This window comes from Pseudomonas sp. LSJ-87 (genome assembly GCF_032971465.1).
GTDB lineage: Bacteria > Pseudomonadota > Gammaproteobacteria > Pseudomonadales > Pseudomonadaceae > Aquipseudomonas > Aquipseudomonas putida_Z.
Genome location: NZ_JAWJYQ010000023.1, coordinates 24200 through 42950, shown reverse-complemented (window position 1 = coordinate 42950; position 18751 = coordinate 24200). Strand labels below are relative to the sequence as shown.

Sequence of the window (18751 nt, the reverse complement as noted above, 5' to 3'; positions counted from 1 at the left end):
TCAACGCCCCTTGAATGCCGGCGTGCGCTTGTTCATGAAGGCGCTCACGCCTTCGCGATAGTCCTCGCTGCGCCCGGCCAGGCGCTGCAGGTCGCGCTCCAGCTCCAGCTGTTCATCGAAACCGTTGTCGAAACTGGCGTTCAGGCTGCGCTTGATCAGGGCCAGGCCGTAAGTGGGCTGGGTGGCGAGCTGGCGGGCGAGGGTGAGGGCTTCGTCGCGCAGCGCGGCATCGTCCACCACGCGGTGGATCAGCCCCCATTGCTGGGCCTGTTCGGCGCCCAGGCGCTCGCCCAGCATGGCCAGGGCCTTGGCCCGCGCCATGCCGACCAGGCGCGGCAGCAGCCAGGTGCCGCCGGAATCGGGTACCAGGCCGATCTTGCAGAAGGCCTGGATGAAGCTGGCCGAGCGGGCGGCCAGCACCAGGTCGCAGGCCAGCGGGATGTTGGCACCGGCGCCGGCAGCCACGCCGTTCACCGCGCAGACCACCGGCAGCGGCAGGTCGCGCAGGGTGCGCACCAGCGGGTTGTAGAACTTGTCGATCGATTCGCCCAGGTCCGGCATCTCGGCGCCCGGGGCGACGTTGCGGTCGGACAGGTCCTGGCCGGCGCAGAATCCACGGCCTTCGGCAGTCAGCAACAACACCCGTGCTTCGCTGCTCTGGCGTACTTGCTTGAGCGCCTCGCGCACTTCCAGGTGCATGGCGGTATTGAAGCTGTTCAGCTGCTCGGGGCGATTCAACGAGAGGAGGGCGACGCCGTCCTCGATGGAAAACAGGATGTGCTGGAAAGTCATGACAGACTCGCTCCGTCAGTCGAGGGAAAGATGATCAGCGGCCCTGGAAGCGGGCCTGGCGTTTTTCCTGGAAGGCACGGATGCCTTCGTCGCGGTCGGCGGTGCCGGCCAGCAAGGTGAAGGCATGGCGTTCGAAGCGCAGGCCGCTGGCCAGGTCGGTATCGCCGGCCTTGAGCAGCGCTTCCTTGGCCAGGCGCACCGCCAGTGGGGCCTTGGCGGCGATGCTGCGGGCAATGTGCAGGGCGCGTTCTACGGTGAGTTCCGGCTGGGTGATTTCGCTGACCAGCCCGGCCTGCAAGGCATGACGGGCGGTGATGGCTTCGCCGGTCAGCACCATTTGCATGGCCAGCGGCTTGCCTACTGCCCGCAGCAGGCGCTGGGTACCACCGGCGCCGGGGATGATGCCGAGGTTGATTTCCGGCTGGCCGAAACGGGCGTCGCTGCCGGCGATGACGATGTCGGCACACATCACCAGTTCGCAGCCGCCACCCAGGGCGTAGCCGTTGACGGCGGCGATCAGTGGCTTGGCGAAGGCGGCGATGCTTTGCCAGTGGGCCACCCGCGGGTCGTTGAGGATGCCGACCAGGTCGCGCTCGGCCATCTCGCGGATATCGGCGCCTGCGGCGAATGCCATGCGGCTGCCGGTGAGCACCACCGCGCGGATCTGTTCGTCGTGCCCGGCCGCTTCCAGCGCAGCGGCCAGCTCTGCCAGTAGCTCGGTGCACAGGGCGTTGAGCGCCTCGGGCCGTTGCAGGGTAATGAGCTGGACGCCGTGTTCGGGCGCCTGCACATCGAGATATCGCGGCATGTCGGGTTCCTCTGGCTGCACGCACGGCACATCGTGGGGCCGGCATTTCTTGGAATTGTTTGCAGGGGCGTGATCCGGGGATCACGTCCAGGTGGAACCAGTATATGCATTACGCGATACAATTATGCAACATTCAAAATTGTTTCATGTATCTCTTTGTGCGTGAATGACAACTGCCTCAGCAAAGGGTTTCATGATGTTGAATCGCTTCATCACCTCGCATTCAATGAATAATGCTGAATTTACGCGAGCGCGATGACCCCAGCAAAAGCGATACACGGCCATGCTGATTGACGCACCACAAGATTGTGATACAAGATCAAGGCGCATTTGAAATCATTTCAGGAGCTTTGCCATGCCTTGCTATCGACTGGACGGCCTGACGCCCGTGGTTCATCCGACAGCCTACGTGCACCCCAGCGCCGTGCTGATTGGTGATGTAATCGTCGGCCCTCGTTGCTACGTCGGCCCACTGGCATCACTAAGGGGGGATTTCGGCCGTATCGTGCTGGAGGAGGGTGCCAACCTGCAGGACACCTGCGTGATGCATGGTTTCCCGGGTGGCGATACGGTGGTCGAACGCAACGGGCATGTTGGGCATGGCGCCGTGCTGCACGGCTGTCGCGTTGGCGAAGACGCCTTGATCGGCATGAACGCGGTGGTGATGGATGGTGCCCATGTGGCACCGCGCTGTATCGTCGCGGCCACGGCATTCGTCAAGGCGGGCTTCGAATGTGCGGCACAAAGCCTGGTGATGGGCTCGCCAGCCCAGGTCAAGCGCCCACTGACCGAACAGGAACTGGCCTGGAAGCAACGTGGCACGGCGGAGTACCAGCACTTGGCGCAACGCTGCATGAACAGCATGGTCGAATGCCCGCCACTGACCGAGGTCGAGCCCGAGCGCCCACGCATGGAAGACACCGGCGTCAGGCCCAAAGGCCAGGCATCGGCATGAGCCTGGCAGCGTCACGCAATGGTCAGGCGGCCCGCCGCGCAGGTATAGTCGGTGCTTTAACCGCGCACAGTTCGCCCATGAGCAATCTCGCCCCACTGAACAACCTGATCACCCGCTTCCAGGAACAGACGCCGATCCGCGCCAGTTCCCTGATCATCACTTTGTATGGCGACGCCATCGAGCCCCACGGCGGAACCGTCTGGCTGGGTAGCCTGATCAACCTGCTGGAGCCGATCGGCATCAACGAGCGCCTGATCCGCACATCGATTTTCCGCCTTACCAAGGAAGGCTGGCTCACCGCCGAAAAGGTTGGCCGCCGCAGTTACTACAGCCTGACAGGGACTGGCCGCCGGCGGTTCGAGAAGGCCTTCAAACGGGTCTACAGCCCCAGCCAACCAGCCTGGGACGGTGCCTGGACACTGGTGTTGCTCTCGCAACTGGAGGCCGGCAAGCGCAAGGCTTTGCGTGAAGAGTTGGAGTGGCAGGGCTTCGGGGCCATGGCGCCGAACCTGCTGGGCTGCCCACGGGCAGACCGCGCCGACCTGGCCGCCACCTTGCGTGACCTGGAGGCGAGCGACGACAGCATCGTCTTCGAAACCCACACCCAGGAAGTGCTGGCATCCAAGGCCATGCGCGCCCAGGTGCGGGAAAGCTGGCGTATCGACGAACTGGGGCAGCAATACAGCGAGTTCATCCAGCTGTTCAGGCCGCTATGGCAAGGTTTGAAAGAGCAGCAACAGCTCGATGCGCAGGATTGCTTCCTGGCACGTACGCTGCTGATTCACGAATACCGCCGGCTGCTGCTGCGCGACCCGCAACTGCCGGACGAGCTGCTGCCTGGGGATTGGGAGGGAAGGGCCGCGCGGCAGTTGTGCCGTAACCTCTATCGGCTGGTGTTTGCCAAGGCGGAAGAATGGCTGAATGCAGCGCTGGAGACGGCTGATGGGCCGTTGCCGGATGTGAATGAAGGCTTTTACAGGCGTTTTGGCGGGCTTGTTTGAGGATTGAGTGCAGAGGCGGGTTTTATATAACTACGCTAAATGAGTATTTAGTGTAGTTATACCTTATTTGCATATACAGCATGCCAAATAGGGGGTATGTCTGGCCCTCAGGTATCGCGCGGTCCTCATGTATCTTTTGTCGCTTGTACTGCTCACATCGCTTGCAGGCCAGCACCCACAGGGATGGTTCGTGGCTTGAGGTCTGCGAGAGATGTAAACAACTGTCTTCTCAATCCTGCGGGCCCTTGTAGGAGCGGCCTTGTGTCGCGATGGGCTGCAAGGCAGCCCCAGCAATTCATACGTCTGCTTTGAAACCTTGGGGGCTGCTGCGCAGCCCATCGCGACACAAGGCCGCTCCTACAATTGACCGCGTTAACCGATCGACCGGGAGTTGGGTTGCCGGCGATGGGCAGCGTGGCAACCTCAATGGCGCTGGCTGACAGGCGCTAGTCGTCAGTGTGGCCATGCATGCGCCGGATTTGTCCGGGCAAACAAGGTCGAGGGTGACCGTACCAGGTTTCTTTCAAGCACTCAGGGTACAGGAGCAAATGGCTGGCCTGATGTCCAAGTCGCGGTAGCCAACAGTCCAAAAGGCAAGGCTAACGCATCCGGCACCAGGTCGGCGCTTGTGATGGTAAGCGAGCGATGGATCAGGACAGATTATCTAGACCAGGGAGCTTTCCCTGGTCCCAAAGTGCCTCACTCGTGGTCCGGTGACCAAATATAGACTAGCGCATAATGAGTATTATGTTAAATGACGTATTTGGAAGCGCCCGACCATATTTGTCCAATCCCTCACACCTCCGGTCAAATCCCCACAACCCCCCGTTTCCCAGAAAATCAGGAGCTTGGGTTCCACTCATAACCCTATCTCTGCGCATGGCCCTTCACTAACCTCCGGTTAACCCCACCCGACCCTTAACCCATTCGACCACCACATCCACAGTGTCGTATTCGGGCATTCCAAAAAATTTGCGTACCGGTGTTGTGCTGGCGACTGTATTTACACTAACTGTCGCCCGACAAACACCAACTCAACAGTTGGTTGCGAGCCCAACACAAATGGAGCCATTTTTACGAATTAAGCACCTGATTTTACTGATTTATTCCATTGGCACGGCGTATGCACCACATAGATTTTAGATTGCATGTGAGCACGCCATGAGCCTCGAAACCGTACCAGCCAATTTCCAAATAAACACACCCAAAGCCCACATCATCCTAGACGACTCGGAAGCCATCGCCATTGCTCATGAGATAGCTAACCTTCTACGCCCGGGGGCTGCGGAGCGCGATCGTGAGCGGCTGGTACCTGCCGAAATTGTTGACGCCTACTCAAACAGCGGACTATGGGGCATCACCGTTCCACGGGAATACGGCGGAGCCGAGGTGTCTTTCGCCACGCTGGCAAAAGTCATAGCCACTCTCTCCACTGCGGATCCATCGCTTGGGCAGATTCCTCAGAACCACTACTGCCTGCTCGAAGACATTCGGTTGCAAGGCACCCCGGAACAGAAGCGCTATTTTTTCGACCTGGTTTTGCAAGGACATCGCTTCGCGAATGCTCTATCTGAAACGGGCGGGAAGACCGTTCAGGATATTCGCACTCGAATCATCCCAACGCCTGATGGCTACCAGATTAATGGTCGGAAGGGCTACTGCACTGGTTCCCTGTACGCCCACTGGATCGGTGTTCTGGCACTGGATGAGCAAGACCGTGCGCAACTGGCGTTCGTCCCTCGCCATACACCAGGGCTGGTCATCGTTGATGACTGGAGCAGCATGGGCCAACGCACCACTTCAAGTGGCACGGTACTGCTGGAAGGATTGCGCGTACCTGCATTCAATCTCTTCCCCACGTACCGCTCTTACGAACGCCCTACCCTTGCTGGCCCGTTCGCTCAGCTGACCACCGCAGCCATCGACGCCGGCATTGGCCGAGCAGCCCTAAACGACACCATCACATTTGTCCGTGAGCAGGCCCGACCTTGGATTGATGCCAAAGTTGATAACGCCAGTGAAGACCCGTTGACCATCATTCAGGTGGGCTCAATGGAAATTCGCCAGGAGGCCGCTGAAGCGCTGCTGGAACGTGCTGGATGGGCATTGGACGCAGCCAAACCTTCGCCGGATGAAGACAACGTAGCAACAGCCTCGGTTGCCGTTGCAAAGGCCAAAGTGCTCACAACCGAAGTAGCCATCGAGGCAAGCAACCGGTTGTTCGAACTGGGAGGCACACGCTCGTCACTTACCAAGCACAACTACGATCGCCATTGGCGCAATGCCCGGGTGCACACCCTCCATGATCCCGTGCGCTGGAAATACCACCTGGTCGGTAACTGGGCTCTCAACGGCATTAAACCAGCCCGTCACGACTGGAACTGAGGGCGCGCCATGACCAAGCAGATTCGCCTTAACGCCTTCGCAATGAACACAGTCGGGCACCTTTCGCCCGGCTTGTGGCGCCACCCTCGAGATCAGGCTACGCGCTACACCGACATTCACTATTGGATCGAGCTAGCCAAAACCTTGGAACGCGGGTGCATCGACGGTCTGTTCATCGCGGATGTACTGGGTGTATACGACGTCTACGGTGCCAGCGCGGACGCGGCCTTGAGCAGCGCCGCCCAGGTACCGGTCAATGACCCATTGCAACTGGTACCCGCAATGGCGGCAGCGACGCAACACCTAGGTTTTGGCGTAACGGCCTCTGTGTCGTTCGAGCACCCGTTTCCCTTTGCTCGACGCATGAGTACCCTCGATCACCTTACCCAAGGCCGAGCAGGTTGGAACGTTGTCACCTCATATCTCGCCAGTGGCGCTCGCAACCTCGGCCAGCGCGACCAGCTCACTCATGACCAGCGCTACGCGCTAGCCGAAGAATACCTTCAGGTCTGCTACAAGCTTTGGGAAACCAGTTGGGAAGACAACGCTGTAGTTGCCAATCGCGAGAGTGGCGTTTACGCCGACCCTGCCAAAGTGCATGGCATCGGGCATGAGGGCGCCTATTTCAAAGTCCCTGGTTTTCACCTCAGTGAGCCCTCACCGCAGCGCTCCCCGGTCATTTACCAAGCAGGTGCATCAAGCCGAGGTCGAGCGTTTGCAGCAGCAAATGCAGAGTGCGTTTTTGTAGCCGCACCGAGTAAAGCGGTGTTGAAAAAGCAGGTTACAGAACTGAGAGCGGCTGCGGTAGGTGCCGGGCGAGCTGCCGATGACATTCTGATTTTTGAGCAGTTGACCGTGATTGTCGCGCAGACCGACGAGGCTGCACTCGCTCTGCTTCGGGAGTATCGAGAATATGCGAGCAAAACCGGAGCGTTGACGCTGATGGCCGGTTGGACAGGCATCGATTTCGCACAGTATGACGATGACCAGGTGCTGCGCGAGGTGCCAAGCGAAGCGATTCAATCCGCCGTTGAGGCGTTCACTCGCGCCGATCCTTCACGAACTTGGACTACTGCCGAAATCGCCGACTATTGCTCTATTGGGGGCGATGGCCCGGTGCTGGTCGGCTCCGCAAAATCCGTAGCCGATCAGCTTCAGGCGTGGGTAGAAGAAACCGACGTGGACGGCTTCAATCTCGCGAGCGTGGTTGCCCCGGAGACCTTCGTCGCCGTGGTCGACTTACTCATCCCGGAGCTGCAATCTCGTGGCCTGTTCAAGCGTGAATACACGCCGGGAACATTGCGCAACAAGTTGTTCGCAAGAGGAGATCGATTGCAAGCGCCCCATCCAGCAGCCGCACTCCGCGCTGAGGCACTCCGATGAATGACCTGCTCGCGAATCTAAACTGGCTGGAAATAGCCCAGGCCTGTGTCGAAACCCTCAGCATGCTAGGCGCTGCGTTAGGGTTCACCGTATTGTTCGGCCTTCCTCTGGGGGTGCTGCTGTACCTCACAGGGCAACGCCAACTGCTCGCACACGCCCCCGTTTATCGCAGCCTTTCGCTGGTAGTGAACGTGCTGCGCTCGCTCCCCTTCATCATTCTGCTAATCGTACTGATTCCGCTGACCACTTTAATCACCGGCACCTCTCTAGGCGTGCGGGGCACCATCCCACCCCTGGTGGTGGGTTGCACGCCGTTTTTCGCACGTTTGGTGGAAACCGCTCTGCGAGAAGTCGACCGCGGGCTGGTGGAGGCAAGCCAAGCCATGGGCGGCAGTATCCGCCAAATCATCTGGCACACCCTGTTACCCGAAGCCCGAACCGGACTGATCGCCGCAGTAACCATCACAGCAATCGTCCTGGTCGATTACACCGCCATGGCCGGTGTAATCGGCGGCGGTGGTCTGGGCGATCTGGCGATCCGCTTTGGATATCAACGGTTCCAGACCGACGTGATGGTGGTCACCGTCCTGCTATTGATCTTGCTGGTGCAGGCCCTGCAGATGAGCGGCGACCGCCTCGTAAAGCATTTCACTCGACACTGACTCCAACCCACAGGTACTGACATCATGAGAAAAACCCTGACTGCCCTCGCCGCCTTCTTGGCACTCAACTCGTTGAGTGCCCATGCCGCCGAACATTTGGTTGTCGGCGCCACGCCTGTACCTCATGCAGAGATCCTCGAGTTCATAAAACCAACCCTCGCCAAGGAAGGTGTTGATCTCGACATCAAGGTGTTCAATGACTTCATCCAACCCAACCTGCAACTCGCACAGAAGAATCTGGATGCCAACTACTACCAGTACCGTCCGTTTTTGAACGATTTCAATAAAACCCGCCACACGGATCTGGTACCCGTGGTCGGAGTCCACATCGAACCCTTCGGCGCCTACTCCGGGAAGTACAAAAGCATCGCTGACCTCCCAGACGGCGCCAACGTGGCCATTCCAAACGATCCAGTGAACACCGGTCGTGCTCTGGTGCTCCTGGCAGAAGCTGGGCTCATTAAGCTCAAGGATCCAAGCAATCCGCAGTCGACCCAGCGCGACATTATCGAGAACCCTCGTCATCTGAAGATTCGAGAGCTCGAGGGCGCCATGCTCGCGCGCTCAGTGAAGCAGGTCGACCTGGCGTTCGTGTTCGCCAACTACGCCTTGGAAGCTGGGATTGATACGCACAGCGCCCTGATCACCGAGAAGGGTAAGGATCTCTATGTCGAGTACCTGGTCGCCCGTCCAGACAATCTGGAGGATCCCGGGATTCAAAAACTGGCAAAAGCGCTGAATTCCCCCGAGGTGCGGGAGTTCATTCTGACGCGCTACAAAGGGCAAATTGCGCCGGGGTTTTAACCCTCCCTATCAGTGATAGCAGGCAGTAAAAATCTACGCCAAATAATGAATCCGAGATATTGAAATGAGCCGCTTCGAGCAAGAAATCCATAATCACACCGCCCACCTCCAGCTACGAGGCGTTCACAAGCGCTACGGATCCGTATGTGCGCTGGATGACATTTGCCTTGAGATTCAACGCGGCGAGGTTTTTGGGATTATTGGCCGAAGCGGTGCAGGCAAATCATCACTGCTCCGGTTGCTCAACCGACTCGAAACAACGAGTAACGGCCAAGTCATCGTTGATGGAAGAGACATCGCCATTTTGAATGCTCAGGGTCTGCGCGAATTTCGCAGAAAGGTGGGCATGATTTTTCAGCACTTCAACCTACTTTCCAGCCGGACAGTAGCAGAGAACGTTGAGCTGCCCCTGGTTATGGCGGGGATACCAAAACAAGAGCGAGCGCGTCGGGTAGAGGATCTGCTTAACGTGGTGGGGCTTTCAGAACGTGCAGGCGCCTATCCCGCCCAACTTTCGGGCGGGCAAAAACAGCGAGTTGGAATAGCCAGGGCGCTCGTGCTTCAGCCAGAGATTCTTCTGTGCGATGAAGCCACGTCTGCACTCGACCCAGAAAGCACCAAATCCATTCTCATGCTGCTTCGGGATATCAACCGACGCCTAGGCCTGACCATCATCCTCATCACTCATGAGATGGAGGTCATTCGAGATCTGTGCGATCGGGTTGCTGTACTGGAGCGAGGCCGCGTTGTCGAATCAGGTGAGGTATGGGAGGTTTTCGGAGCACCTAAACATGAGGTGAGCAAAGTGCTTCTCTCGGCTTCGCACCCCGCCAGCGAGTCAAAGAAAGAAACTCGACGATACCTTGACTTACACTACACAGGGGTCAAAGGGTTGCAGCCAAACCTGATGAGCATCTCGAAGGTATTGGGTGGAGATGTATACCTCCACCAGAGCTCCATTGAGCAAATTCAAGGACGCACGCTAGGCTATCTCACCCTGGCAATATCAAGTGATTTACCAACTGAGCACATCAATGCTCTGGCAGCTTCCTTTGCGGATCAAGTCGTTTGGCACGATTCGCCTTAATCAAAAAAACCAAGTGAAAGAAGCATCATATGAATAAGCAACTCGTGGCGCTTGCGACACTTAACGTTACACCGCCATGGTCGCACTGACTTATTCCAGGCAGCGTTCGCGACATCTCTTTTATCCAGAGCCTAGAACGGCACCTTGCCTCGACCCGCCTTGACAGTGCTGCGCCTGGCTTTCCCTTCGAGGCGACGGGTCTTCGAGCCAAGGGTCGGCTTGGTGGGACGGCGTTTCTTCTCGGTCTTGCCGGCATTGATGATCAACTCGGCAAGACGCGCCAGTGCGTCAGCACGGTTCTGCTCTTGTGTGCGGTATTGTTGTGCCTTGATGATCAACACGCCGTCGCCGGTGATGCGACTGTCACGCAGCGCCAACAGCCTCTCCTTGTAAAACTCGGGCAGCGACGAGGCGTGAATGTCGAAGCGCAGGTGCACGGCGCTGGACACCTTGTTGACATTCTGCCCACCTGCGCCTTGCGCGCGGATGTATGTCAGTTCGATATCGGCATCTGGCAGATGCACGTTACTAGAGATGGTCAGCATGGCATGGCCCTTGTGATTCCCCTCCATTATCCAGGGTCGCCAAGCAATCCGGGAAGTCTGTTCGATCCGAGAGACCGAAGCTCAAAGATGGCTATTTGATGGTATTCTGGCCGCTAATACAATCTGGCACCGCTGGTCAGACTCACGTCCGGGTGCCTAGCCGCCTTACCCAATGGATCGAACATGCTTAGAGTGGTTGGTGAAGAGATAGACATCCGTTCCGCGATCAACAGATTCAATTCCTCTTACCATGAAGACTTTTCTCGGGTGAGGAAAATTTCAGCAGCCTACCTGACTGCACTCACAACGCAAAACGCCACAGCGCTGGCCGACGCGCTTCGAAGTGCTTTGATGAACTGGGGCGCAGGCGCGAGAAAGGCTCCGATGCTGCACCTGCCTTCTCAAGCTGCAGCAAGGCTTTGCGACCCGAACCTACACGCCAAGCTTGTCCGTTTTGACAGTCACCAACTGAGTGGATTCGCACTGTCATCCGCAGATAAACGGATCTTCACCACCGAAGGGCTTTATCAGTCAGCGGCTCATTTTGATGCAGATCTGCTCGGGGTCTTGAAGATGCTGGCCGAGGCTCTGTTCGTTAATAACACCAATGTCACTTACCCCATGAAAGCATTACTGCTGATAACGGGATTCATGCCAGCATTGGATAGCCAGGTAAGAAAAGGATTGCAGCACGCGGGTTTTCAAGGATTCAGCAGTTCTCGCTACCTGCTTCCCAGCGACACCCAAAAAGCTGCCGGACAAAAGCTCTGCAGGCTGCCATTCACGCTTGGTCAATGCTGGGAGCAAAACAAGGAGCTATTGACTGAAGCCGTTTTGAAGAGCGATCACCCTGCCCTTCAATTCGAGCCTGGACGGGTCTTCGACATCCTGCTCTTCATGCAGCAAGATCCGAACAGGAAGCTCATCGCCGTTTGAGTGTATGCCCACATCCGTCGCAGACGTAAGACACCCACTGATGTGAAGGCGGCCGCGTTTCGCGGACCGCCAAGGGTGGAGTGAACTCAGCGCACCATACCCAACTCGGCATCGTCCATAAGCGCCTTGGCCAACGCGCTCAGGTAATGCGCAGCCCAGATCATCATCGGCTTTTCATCCATCAACCCGACAATCGTCAGTTCCCGCACGTACCCCATCAATTCCGAAGACTGCTCCCGAGCGCTCTTGCAAGGAATGCCGGCTTCGATGCGAAACAACGGATGGGTCTGGTTTTCACCTTGGTAGAACGTAGTCTTGCCTACGGTGGTTTTCTCGTTCGATTCGTCAGTAGTCAATTGCTTATTACCTTTATGAGTGCGCCACCTGACTGCTGTCAAACAGAAGGGTGGCAGCTGTACGTAGGTTGACAGACCGGCGGAATAAGCAAGTTCCGGCGCACGCAAGCGTGCCCCACGCACAGCCACCATAAAGGGAAAGCCGAATGCTTAAACCGTTACGGCCTGTCAAAGCCGTGTCACTGATGAGCAGCGACAGGCCCAGACTAGAGCCCTGCCAGGGCACCCGCAACGGAAAATAGGCGGCAACAGTATCTTTGGGAAATGCCCTACAAGAAAGCGAAAAAATCTGATTTTTCGAGGCTAGTTGTAATCAATGAACAACGAACGATTCACCATCACATCAGGCAATAGAATTCCGTAACCTCTGCCACAATCTCTCCCTTCGCATCATAAAGCCTCGCCTCTGGCGTCATGGCCATGGAGCGGGCCTCGAGCACGTAGCGCTGTCCAGCCTTGAAATGCTCGTAGTCTATGGTCAGGTAGCATTGCCTTACCGTGGTGCCTCCCATCAGGCTGATGCCACCGCCCCCATTCACTTCGTAGTCGAACCTGACGACCAGTTCATGGCTGCCGGGGCTGACCTCAAAGAAGCGCCCGTCGCGCAGGCGTTGTTTATCCAGGCGTTCGGCCAACAGCACACGGTCATTCGGGAATGGCGTCGAGAGATCGACCCAAGCCATCTGTGGGTTGGCAGTGGGCATCGGCGCCTGGCAACCCGCCAATGCAGCGATCGCGAACAACAGTGTCAACTTGCGCATGAGTAGCTCCCCAAAGGCTCCTGGGCTCACTATTCAGGATAACGCCAACAAGTGTCGATGTGCGCATGAAGGGACGACCGAAGCCCCCTCCTTCGCCTTCATGCTGATACTTGGTTCACGCAGCCCCTTCTCGTATGATCGTCGCAATCTGATCTGGAACGGATTTCGTGAAGTCGTTACCTGGAAATGTCCCAATTACCCCGGTTGCCCCCAAGGACGTGAAATGGAACGTGGGCGAGGCTGCCAACCAGCTCTCCTGGGACGACCTGCGGATCATCAAAACGCTCAGTGAGTGTGGCAATCGCGCTGCCACAGCCAAGAAGCTTGGCATCAACGTGTCCACCGTCTCCCGCAGGGTCTCCCAGGTCGAAAAAACACTTGGCGTAGCCTTGTTCGATCACCGCAAATCAGGCTATCTGCTCACCATCGAGGGCGCGGAATTGCGTGCCCTCGCCGAGCGCGTGGAGCTGGACATCGTCAGCGTGACGCGGCGTGTCTCACGTGCCGGCCAGGGGCCACTCGGAAAGCTTCGTATCACCACCAGCGACTCACTGCTGCTTTACTTCCTTACCCCCATCATCGCGGACTTCAAGGCCCTCAATGAAGGCATCACGATCGAGGTGCTGGTGGGCAACGAATCACTGAGCCTTGCGCGAGACGAATCGGATATTGCGGTTCGGGCGACCAGGAAACCCGCCGAAAGCCTGGTGGGCCGCAAACTGGCCACAATCGCCTGGGCTCCCTACGGCAGCAGCAACCACACATCGCCTGCTCCTCTGTTCACTGAAGGCCAGGCATGGGTTTCCTATTCCGCGGCGCTTCGCGGGCTCAAGGCAACGAGCTATGTCGAAAACAGGGTCGCTGCCGAGTGCATCTCGTACCGCACCGATTCGGTTGCGGCGGCAAGTGCTGCAATCGCGGCGGGCCTGGGTGTGGGGTTTTTGCCCTGCATGCTGGGTGATATCACGCCAGGGCTTGAACGCGTCGGCCCGGTGGTGCCGGAGCTGCAGGATGAGCTGTGGCTGCTGACGCACCAGGACATCCGCAAATCGTGGCGGGTCAAAGCATTCATGACGTTCTGTGCAGCTGCCGTTGCCAACCAGAAGCCGTTGATCGAGGGCCAACTGGTACTCCCGGTCACGTAGAGCGAAACCGGGAGTGCGGGTCACTCAGCGCGTGAGCCAAGTACCGCTTTGCAGGCGATTTCGATCAGCTGTGGGCGCTGGGCAAGCCTCGAGACGCCGATGATGTTGCTGGCGCATTGAGGCCGCTCCGTGCCGTAGGCGGCCTTGCGCACCTTGCCGACCACGGCAAAGGCCGCGTCCATGTCCAGTACGTAGAGCGTCTCTTCCACGACATCTTCAAGCGTCGCGCCATACAGCGCGAGCAGCTTGGCGATATTGTCGTAGGCGGCGCGCATCTGATCCCCCATCGAAGAGAAATCACAGGGCCTGCCGTCACGATCCAGGGGTGCCGGCGCGACCAGGTTGCCTTCTTCGTCATGATTGAACTGGCCCGATACGTAGATCTCGTCCCCTACCCGCCGTGCCTGCGGATACCCGTAAGAATTCTCCCACGGAACGCCCCAATAGGCGGTTTGTTTGTTGAGTGGTTGTGAAGCTGCCATCGCTTTCTCCTGGCGTAAACCGGATCAGGTAGATCCGCGTTTGCGTGCGAATCCTAGCAGCAGGATGAACAAGCGAATGGCGCATTAATGCGCTCCTGAGAGCGCAAAGGTGCGCCACCGCTTCGCTCTGCGATTCGCTATCTTGTGCTCGGACTCAAGCAACGGGCATCACTGAGGACGTCATCCAGTGCCTCAGCACAGTCTGCAGAAGGCAGGCGCCGTGACTTGTGCGATGACCATCATCCAGCTGACAGGGAACAAGAATGAACAATCCAAAAACTGAAGTACTGACCCCATTCAACAGCCAACTGATCTTCATCGATCAGCAGCCACAGATGGCCTTCGGCGTTCAGAGCATCGACCGCCAGACCCTGAAAAACAACACCGTAGGCCTGGCCAAGGCAGCCAGGATCTTCAATGTGCCCACCACCATCACGACGGTCGAGACTGAAAGCTTCTCTGGGCACACCTACCCCGAGCTGCTCGCCGTGTTCCCCGACGCTCCGCTGCTGGAGCGAACCTCCATGAACTCCTGGGATGACCAGAAGGTGCGTGACGCGCTCAAGAAAAACGGGCGCAACAAGATCATCGTTTCCGGCCTGTGGACGGAGGTGTGCAACACCACCTTCGCGCTGTCGGCGATGAACGATGCCGGCTATGAAATCTACATGGTTGCCGACGCCTCCGGTGGCACCACCAAGGAAGCCCACGACTACGCCATGCAGCGCATGATTCAGGCAGGCGTGATTCCGGTGACCTGGCAACAAGTGCTGCTGGAGTGGCAGCGCGACTGGAAAAACCGCGACACCTACGATGCCGTCATGGAACTGGTGAAAGAACACTCAGGCGCCTACGGCATGGGTGTCGACTACGCCTACACCATGGTGCACAAAGCACCAGAGCGCGTTCAGCACGGCCCAACCCTGGCCCCGGTTGCTGCCGCTGTCTGACCATTGCCAGCCCCTGCATCCAGGGGCTGTTCATTGACCCGCTGATGGGTACGCCGGCTGGCTGAGCCAGGCCATCGAATCGAGCGTTATCGTCTGTAGCCCGCCCGAGGCTGCAGTGGCCTGCTCTGCTCACTCGAAACGTGCGTGCCCACTTCATTGATTAATGGATTTGTATGAACAGCGATCACTGCACTGTGCTGGCGACTGTCGCACTGAAAACGACCGGGCTGCTCAAGCCCTGGCAAGTCACGACTGCCAAGAGGTTGATGCTGGAGAACCTGGACACCGGCATAACTGTTACGGAACTCGCCCAAGCCTGCTCGCTGTCGCGTAGCCATTTCACACGAATGTTCAGGGATACCCTGCATGTGCCCCCGCAGCAGTGGATGCGTGAACAACGGTTGCGCAAAAGCAAGGAACTACTGGGGGGCTCGGGAATGATGCTCGCTGAGATCGCACTGGAGTGCGGTTTCTGCGATCAGTCCCACTTCTGTCGCACATTCGTCAAGGCCGAGGGGATGTCGCCGCAGGCTTGGCAGCGACAGGCGTCCATGCTGGCTGAGCCTTTGCTCAATTAGGGAGCACATTTGTACTCCTTCGATGCCGCCCTACCCTCATGGTCAAGGCAGTCGCTACCAAGAGCATCATCCCACTGGCGATGAAGGTCGCCTGGTACCCAACGCCGTCATAAAGCACCCCACCTAAGGTCGCACCTACAGTAATCGCCAGTTGTATCACCGCGACCATCAGGCCTCCCCCGGCCTCGGCGTCCTCGGGCAGCATCCTGGCCAGCCAGGTGAACCAGCCCACGGGCGCACAAATGGCAATCAAGCCCCAGCCACCAAGCAGCACCGCCGTCGGGACGACCCAGGAACCTGTCGAAATCACAGCGAATGCGATGACGGCCATGAGCAGTGGAATACCGGGCAGCACTCTGAACAGATGGCGGCCTACGAGCGAACCTACCATCATCGTTCCCACCAGCCCCGCAACGCCGATGATCAGCAGAAGCAGCGACAACGTGGGCACGTCCACCTGTGTCACGGTTTCCAGGAATGGGCGAAGGTAGGTGAACAGCGTGAACTGCCCCATGAAGAGGAATGCAACTGCAGCCATGCCAAGCGCAACCTTGCTGTCCAGCAGCAAACGCAGGGATGCGGTCGCCGAAGCCGTACCACGCTCGCCAGGCATCGCCGGCAGCGTGAAGGCCTGCCAGATCAACGCAATTGCGGCCAAAGGTACGACGCAGAAGAAGGCCCCTCTCCAGCCGATCAGGCCGCCCAGGTAACTGCCGACCGGGGCCGCGATCGCCGTGGCCAGCGCAGTACCGCCCTGCATCACGGCAATGGCCTTGGGAACGAGGGCTTCAGGTGCGATACGCATCATCACTGCGGTGGACATCGACCAATATCCACCAATGGCGATCCCAAGCACGGCCCGCCCCAACATCAAGGTCGGGTAGTTCGGGGCAAACGCCACCATTGCACCGGAAACCAGCATTAGCGCCGTGGTGGCCAGCAGGACAGGTTTTCGATCAATACCCTGCGTCAGGGTGGACAGCAACAAACTGGTGACTACGGCGAAGAAACCCGAGATCGAAATGGCTTGACCGGCCTGGCCTTCGGTAAGCGACAAATCAGTGGCAAGTGGTGTAAGCAGGCTCACCGGCAGAAATTCGGACGCTACCAGGGCAAAGGCGCAGAGTGACATTGCCAGCACGGCGCCCCAGACCTGCCTGCTGGAATGTTGAAGGGGGATCGCTGAGCTGGTCATGGTGGTTCTCGTGCAGCAGGTTATGAAAAGCGGGTGCCCTCGCGTTACTCGAGCACTTTGGCAACATTGCCTGCCGCCCATCTTCCTCGCGAAAAACGGCGTATCAGTAGATCAAACGAACAGTTTTCTTGCCTGATTCTCCAGACCCTGTCGACGGGGCATGGACAGCGGAAGTGACGCGCGAGTAGTGTCTTTCCAAGAGATGACCTGAGGCTTCCTATGTCCGCCACCACACAACCGACCTCACACGCGCACCCGATGGCCACGCTGTGCAAGGTCATCGGCGCCCACGCGCCAACGGCTGGCGATTTCGCGACACGCATCGCGGACCTCAGCGTCTATCGACGCAACGCACCGGCCCCACCGGTCACCTGTATCGTCGAGCCAAGCATCGTGTTGGTCGTGCAGGGCGCCAAGGAAATGGTCATCGGCGGCGACGTGTTCCCTTATGACTCGACCCGGTTCCTGGTCACCTCGCTGAACATCCCTGCCCATTCGGCGGTGACGATGGCCAGCGAAGGCGCACCTTGCTTGGGCCTGGTGTTCAAGCTCGACCTGCGCACACTGGCAGAGTTGATCGCGCAAGACGGCCGCCTGCCGGCGGGCAGCCAGTCTGTTCACACAAGCGCCGGCGTGGGTTTGCTAAGCCCGAAGCTGCTGGAGAGCTTCAGCCGACTGATCGGGCTTTTGGAAGAGCCTGATGCGATACCCGTGCTCTGGCCGCTGATTCAGCGAGAAATCCACTATCGGTTGCTACAGAGCGACCAGGCCCCCCTGCTCCGCTACATCGCCTCGGTCGGCAGCAAGGGGCATCGAATCGCCAAGGCCATCGACTGGCTGAAACTGAACTACGCCGCGCCGTTGCGGGTAGATGAGTTGGCCTCTCGGGTGCAGATGGGGCTGTCAACCTTCCATCAGCACTTCCGCCAGCTCACCGCGATGAGCCCGCTGCAGTATCAGAAATGGTTGAGGTTGAACGAGGCGAAACGGCTGATGCTCAATGAACACCTGGATGCTGCCACGGCAGCCTTCAAGGTCGGCTATGAAAGCCCTTCGCAGTTCAGTCGCGAATATGGGCGGCAATTCGGTACGCCGCCGAAACGCGATATTTCGGAGTTACGTCAAACAGCGCCAGCTCAAAGGGCAGGGTAATCTCCCAAAGAGATCGCACATGCCTTGCATCGAGCTTCTGGCCTGTAGAGGATCCTGTGGGAGCGGCCTTGTGTCGCGATTGGGCTGCGAAGCAGCCCCGCCATTTGTGCACTTGTGCTGAAACCTTGGGGCCGCTTCGCAGCCCAATCGCGACACAAGGCCGCTCCCACAAGAGCCCGCGCAAAGCCACGAGGTTGGAGACACGATCAGGCATCGACAGCCTGCTGCAGCCCTCCTCCCAGCGGCAATTCATACGATTTCTTCACCGTGCGCACCACCAACGTCGAGGAATAAGTGCGAATCGGAATATCCCGGTAAGTGTCGAGAAACCGGTAGATATAGTCAGTGTACTCGGTGGCATCGCGAAACTTGGCAACCATCACGAAGTCGAACTCGCCCGTCATCAGGTAGCAGTCCTGAATCTCCGGGTGGCTGGCCAGGATGTGCTGCATCTTGCGGTCAATGTCGTTGCTGTCGCGGTCCAGCTTCACCAGAAAGAAGGCCGTCACCTGAATGCCAAGCTTGCGCTCGTCCAGTATCGCGACCTTGGCCTTGATGATGCCTGCGCTTTCCAGGCGCCTGATACGCCGGTAGCAACTGGTGGAAGACAGCCCGACGCTGTCACTCAGCAACTCCAGATTCTGGCTGCAATCCTTTTGCAGCTTTCCCAGAATCTTCAGATCCATGGCGTCTGTCATTTTTCACGTGTCTTCCTTGAAAAACTGCAATGAATCCGCCGCAAGGACGCGCCAATTTGCACGATTCCCTGCGTGC

Annotated in this window: 20 protein-coding genes; 12 read left to right on the top strand and 8 right to left on the bottom strand. The window is 58.4% G+C overall.

Annotation, left to right across the window (positions count from 1 at the left end):
- Nucleotides 1-792, bottom strand: a complete 792-nt coding sequence (paaG, locus tag RYH74_RS15270) for a 2-(1,2-epoxy-1,2-dihydrophenyl)acetyl-CoA isomerase PaaG (protein WP_013972608.1) — start codon at nucleotides 790-792, stop codon at nucleotides 1-3.
- Nucleotides 793-826: 34 nt separating this feature from the next.
- Nucleotides 827-1600, bottom strand: coding sequence for a 2,3-dehydroadipyl-CoA hydratase PaaF (gene paaF, locus RYH74_RS15265; RefSeq protein ID WP_075045236.1), 774 nt, complete (start codon nucleotides 1598-1600; stop codon nucleotides 827-829).
- Nucleotides 1601-1955: 355 nt separating this feature from the next.
- Between paaF and paaY the strand changes: the two genes are divergently transcribed.
- From paaY to RYH74_RS15230, 7 genes are all read left to right on the top strand, one after another.
- Nucleotides 1956-2555: a phenylacetic acid degradation protein PaaY gene (paaY, locus tag RYH74_RS15260; protein WP_038409635.1), complete on the top strand. Its 600-nt coding sequence runs from the start codon at nucleotides 1956-1958 to the stop codon at nucleotides 2553-2555.
- A 77-nt stretch (nucleotides 2556-2632) separates the two neighbouring features.
- Complete coding sequence (paaX, locus tag RYH74_RS15255) at nucleotides 2633-3556, top strand: phenylacetic acid degradation operon negative regulatory protein PaaX (protein WP_075045237.1); 924 nt, start codon at nucleotides 2633-2635, stop codon at nucleotides 3554-3556.
- 1161 nt (nucleotides 3557-4717) lie between these two features.
- A complete protein-coding gene (locus RYH74_RS15250; protein ID WP_317409677.1) occupies nucleotides 4718-5941 on the top strand; it encodes an SfnB family sulfur acquisition oxidoreductase in 1224 nt (407 codons plus the stop codon).
- Nucleotides 5942-5950: 9 nt separating this feature from the next.
- Nucleotides 5951-7324 (top strand): LLM class flavin-dependent oxidoreductase, encoded by a 1374-nt coding sequence (locus tag RYH74_RS15245; RefSeq protein ID WP_085615764.1) that lies wholly within the window; start codon nucleotides 5951-5953, stop codon nucleotides 7322-7324.
- Nucleotides 7321-7986 carry a methionine ABC transporter permease gene (locus RYH74_RS15240; protein WP_085615766.1) on the top strand — a complete coding sequence of 222 codons (666 nt, stop codon included), beginning with the start codon at nucleotides 7321-7323 and terminating at the stop codon, nucleotides 7984-7986. Before RYH74_RS15245 ends, RYH74_RS15240 begins: the two co-directional genes overlap by 4 nt.
- Before the next feature lie 24 nt (nucleotides 7987-8010).
- Nucleotides 8011-8790, top strand: coding sequence for a MetQ/NlpA family ABC transporter substrate-binding protein (locus tag RYH74_RS15235; protein ID WP_085615768.1), 780 nt, complete (start codon nucleotides 8011-8013; stop codon nucleotides 8788-8790).
- Between the two features lie 64 nt (nucleotides 8791-8854).
- On the top strand, nucleotides 8855-9877 hold the full coding sequence (locus RYH74_RS15230) for a methionine ABC transporter ATP-binding protein (RefSeq protein WP_085615770.1): 1023 nt from the start codon (nucleotides 8855-8857) through the stop codon (nucleotides 9875-9877).
- A gap of 131 nt (nucleotides 9878-10008) precedes the next feature.
- Here RYH74_RS15230 and arfB read toward each other — a convergent pair whose 3' ends face one another.
- Complete coding sequence (arfB, locus tag RYH74_RS15225) at nucleotides 10009-10422, bottom strand: alternative ribosome rescue aminoacyl-tRNA hydrolase ArfB (protein WP_317409676.1); 414 nt, start codon at nucleotides 10420-10422, stop codon at nucleotides 10009-10011.
- Between the two features lie 183 nt (nucleotides 10423-10605).
- Here arfB and RYH74_RS15220 point away from each other — a divergent pair, with 183 nt between their 5' ends.
- A complete protein-coding gene (locus RYH74_RS15220; protein WP_317409675.1) occupies nucleotides 10606-11358 on the top strand; it encodes a hypothetical protein in 753 nt (250 codons plus the stop codon).
- A gap of 86 nt (nucleotides 11359-11444) precedes the next feature.
- Here RYH74_RS15220 and RYH74_RS15215 read toward each other — a convergent pair whose 3' ends face one another.
- Both RYH74_RS15215 and RYH74_RS15210 read right to left on the bottom strand, forming a co-directional pair.
- Nucleotides 11445-11714 (bottom strand): DUF3077 domain-containing protein, encoded by a 270-nt coding sequence (locus RYH74_RS15215; protein ID WP_085704741.1) that lies wholly within the window; start codon nucleotides 11712-11714, stop codon nucleotides 11445-11447.
- A gap of 338 nt (nucleotides 11715-12052) precedes the next feature.
- Nucleotides 12053-12475, bottom strand: a complete 423-nt coding sequence (locus RYH74_RS15210) for a hypothetical protein (RefSeq protein WP_317409674.1) — start codon at nucleotides 12473-12475, stop codon at nucleotides 12053-12055.
- Nucleotides 12476-12693: 218 nt separating this feature from the next.
- Here RYH74_RS15210 and RYH74_RS15205 point away from each other — a divergent pair, with 218 nt between their 5' ends.
- Nucleotides 12694-13620 carry a LysR family transcriptional regulator gene (locus tag RYH74_RS15205; protein ID WP_084785332.1) on the top strand — a complete coding sequence of 309 codons (927 nt, stop codon included), beginning with the start codon at nucleotides 12694-12696 and terminating at the stop codon, nucleotides 13618-13620.
- Nucleotides 13621-13640: 20 nt separating this feature from the next.
- Here the strand turns inward: RYH74_RS15205 and RYH74_RS15200 are convergent, their stop codons facing one another.
- Nucleotides 13641-14102 carry a Rid family hydrolase gene (locus RYH74_RS15200; protein ID WP_023663225.1) on the bottom strand — a complete coding sequence of 154 codons (462 nt, stop codon included), beginning with the start codon at nucleotides 14100-14102 and terminating at the stop codon, nucleotides 13641-13643.
- Nucleotides 14103-14365: 263 nt separating this feature from the next.
- Between RYH74_RS15200 and RYH74_RS15195 the strand changes: the two genes are divergently transcribed.
- Both RYH74_RS15195 and RYH74_RS15190 read left to right on the top strand, forming a co-directional pair.
- On the top strand, nucleotides 14366-15052 hold the full coding sequence (locus tag RYH74_RS15195; RefSeq protein WP_003258732.1) for a hydrolase: 687 nt from the start codon (nucleotides 14366-14368) through the stop codon (nucleotides 15050-15052).
- A 173-nt stretch (nucleotides 15053-15225) separates the two neighbouring features.
- Complete coding sequence (locus RYH74_RS15190; protein WP_085589795.1) at nucleotides 15226-15630, top strand: helix-turn-helix domain-containing protein; 405 nt, start codon at nucleotides 15226-15228, stop codon at nucleotides 15628-15630.
- Here the strand turns inward: RYH74_RS15190 and RYH74_RS15185 are convergent.
- Nucleotides 15623-16825 (bottom strand): MFS transporter, encoded by a 1203-nt coding sequence (locus tag RYH74_RS15185; RefSeq protein WP_317409673.1) that lies wholly within the window; start codon nucleotides 16823-16825, stop codon nucleotides 15623-15625. The genes RYH74_RS15190 and RYH74_RS15185 overlap by 8 nt on opposite strands.
- A gap of 219 nt (nucleotides 16826-17044) precedes the next feature.
- Between RYH74_RS15185 and RYH74_RS15180 the strand changes: the two genes are divergently transcribed.
- The gene (locus tag RYH74_RS15180; protein ID WP_317409672.1) at nucleotides 17045-17977 is read left to right on the top strand and encodes an AraC family transcriptional regulator; all 933 of its coding nucleotides are present in this window, start codon (nucleotides 17045-17047) and stop codon (nucleotides 17975-17977) included.
- 206 nt (nucleotides 17978-18183) lie between these two features.
- Here the strand turns inward: RYH74_RS15180 and RYH74_RS15175 are convergent, their stop codons facing one another.
- The gene (locus RYH74_RS15175; protein ID WP_003258733.1) at nucleotides 18184-18663 is read right to left on the bottom strand and encodes an Lrp/AsnC family transcriptional regulator; all 480 of its coding nucleotides are present in this window, start codon (nucleotides 18661-18663) and stop codon (nucleotides 18184-18186) included.
- Nucleotides 18664-18751 lie beyond the last annotated feature (88 nt).

What these genes read in the sequence shown, in the direction of transcription:
- paaG (WP_013972608.1), bottom strand. Translation starts at nt 792, where the DNA reads ATGACTTTCCAGCACATCCTGTTTTCCATCGAGGACGGCGTCGCCCTC.
- paaF (WP_075045236.1), bottom strand. Translation starts at nt 1,600, where the DNA reads ATGCCGCGATATCTCGATGTGCAGGCGCCCGAACACGGCGTCCAGCTC.
- paaY (WP_038409635.1), top strand. Translation starts at nt 1,956, where the DNA reads ATGCCTTGCTATCGACTGGACGGCCTGACGCCCGTGGTTCATCCGACA.
- paaX (WP_075045237.1), top strand. Translation starts at nt 2,633, where the DNA reads ATGAGCAATCTCGCCCCACTGAACAACCTGATCACCCGCTTCCAGGAA.
- RYH74_RS15250 (WP_317409677.1), top strand. Translation starts at nt 4,718, where the DNA reads ATGAGCCTCGAAACCGTACCAGCCAATTTCCAAATAAACACACCCAAA.
- RYH74_RS15245 (WP_085615764.1), top strand. Translation starts at nt 5,951, where the DNA reads ATGACCAAGCAGATTCGCCTTAACGCCTTCGCAATGAACACAGTCGGG.
- RYH74_RS15240 (WP_085615766.1), top strand. Translation starts at nt 7,321, where the DNA reads ATGAATGACCTGCTCGCGAATCTAAACTGGCTGGAAATAGCCCAGGCC.
- RYH74_RS15235 (WP_085615768.1), top strand. Translation starts at nt 8,011, where the DNA reads ATGAGAAAAACCCTGACTGCCCTCGCCGCCTTCTTGGCACTCAACTCG.
- RYH74_RS15230 (WP_085615770.1), top strand. Translation starts at nt 8,855, where the DNA reads ATGAGCCGCTTCGAGCAAGAAATCCATAATCACACCGCCCACCTCCAG.
- arfB (WP_317409676.1), bottom strand. Translation starts at nt 10,422, where the DNA reads ATGCTGACCATCTCTAGTAACGTGCATCTGCCAGATGCCGATATCGAA.
- RYH74_RS15220 (WP_317409675.1), top strand. Translation starts at nt 10,606, where the DNA reads ATGCTTAGAGTGGTTGGTGAAGAGATAGACATCCGTTCCGCGATCAAC.
- RYH74_RS15210 (WP_317409674.1), bottom strand. Translation starts at nt 12,475, where the DNA reads ATGCGCAAGTTGACACTGTTGTTCGCGATCGCTGCATTGGCGGGTTGC.
- RYH74_RS15200 (WP_023663225.1), bottom strand. Translation starts at nt 14,102, where the DNA reads ATGGCAGCTTCACAACCACTCAACAAACAAACCGCCTATTGGGGCGTT.
- RYH74_RS15195 (WP_003258732.1), top strand. Translation starts at nt 14,366, where the DNA reads ATGAACAATCCAAAAACTGAAGTACTGACCCCATTCAACAGCCAACTG.
- RYH74_RS15190 (WP_085589795.1), top strand. Translation starts at nt 15,226, where the DNA reads ATGAACAGCGATCACTGCACTGTGCTGGCGACTGTCGCACTGAAAACG.
- RYH74_RS15185 (WP_317409673.1), bottom strand. Translation starts at nt 16,825, where the DNA reads ATGACCAGCTCAGCGATCCCCCTTCAACATTCCAGCAGGCAGGTCTGG.
- RYH74_RS15180 (WP_317409672.1), top strand. Translation starts at nt 17,045, where the DNA reads ATGTCCGCCACCACACAACCGACCTCACACGCGCACCCGATGGCCACG.
- RYH74_RS15175 (WP_003258733.1), bottom strand. Translation starts at nt 18,663, where the DNA reads ATGGATCTGAAGATTCTGGGAAAGCTGCAAAAGGATTGCAGCCAGAAT.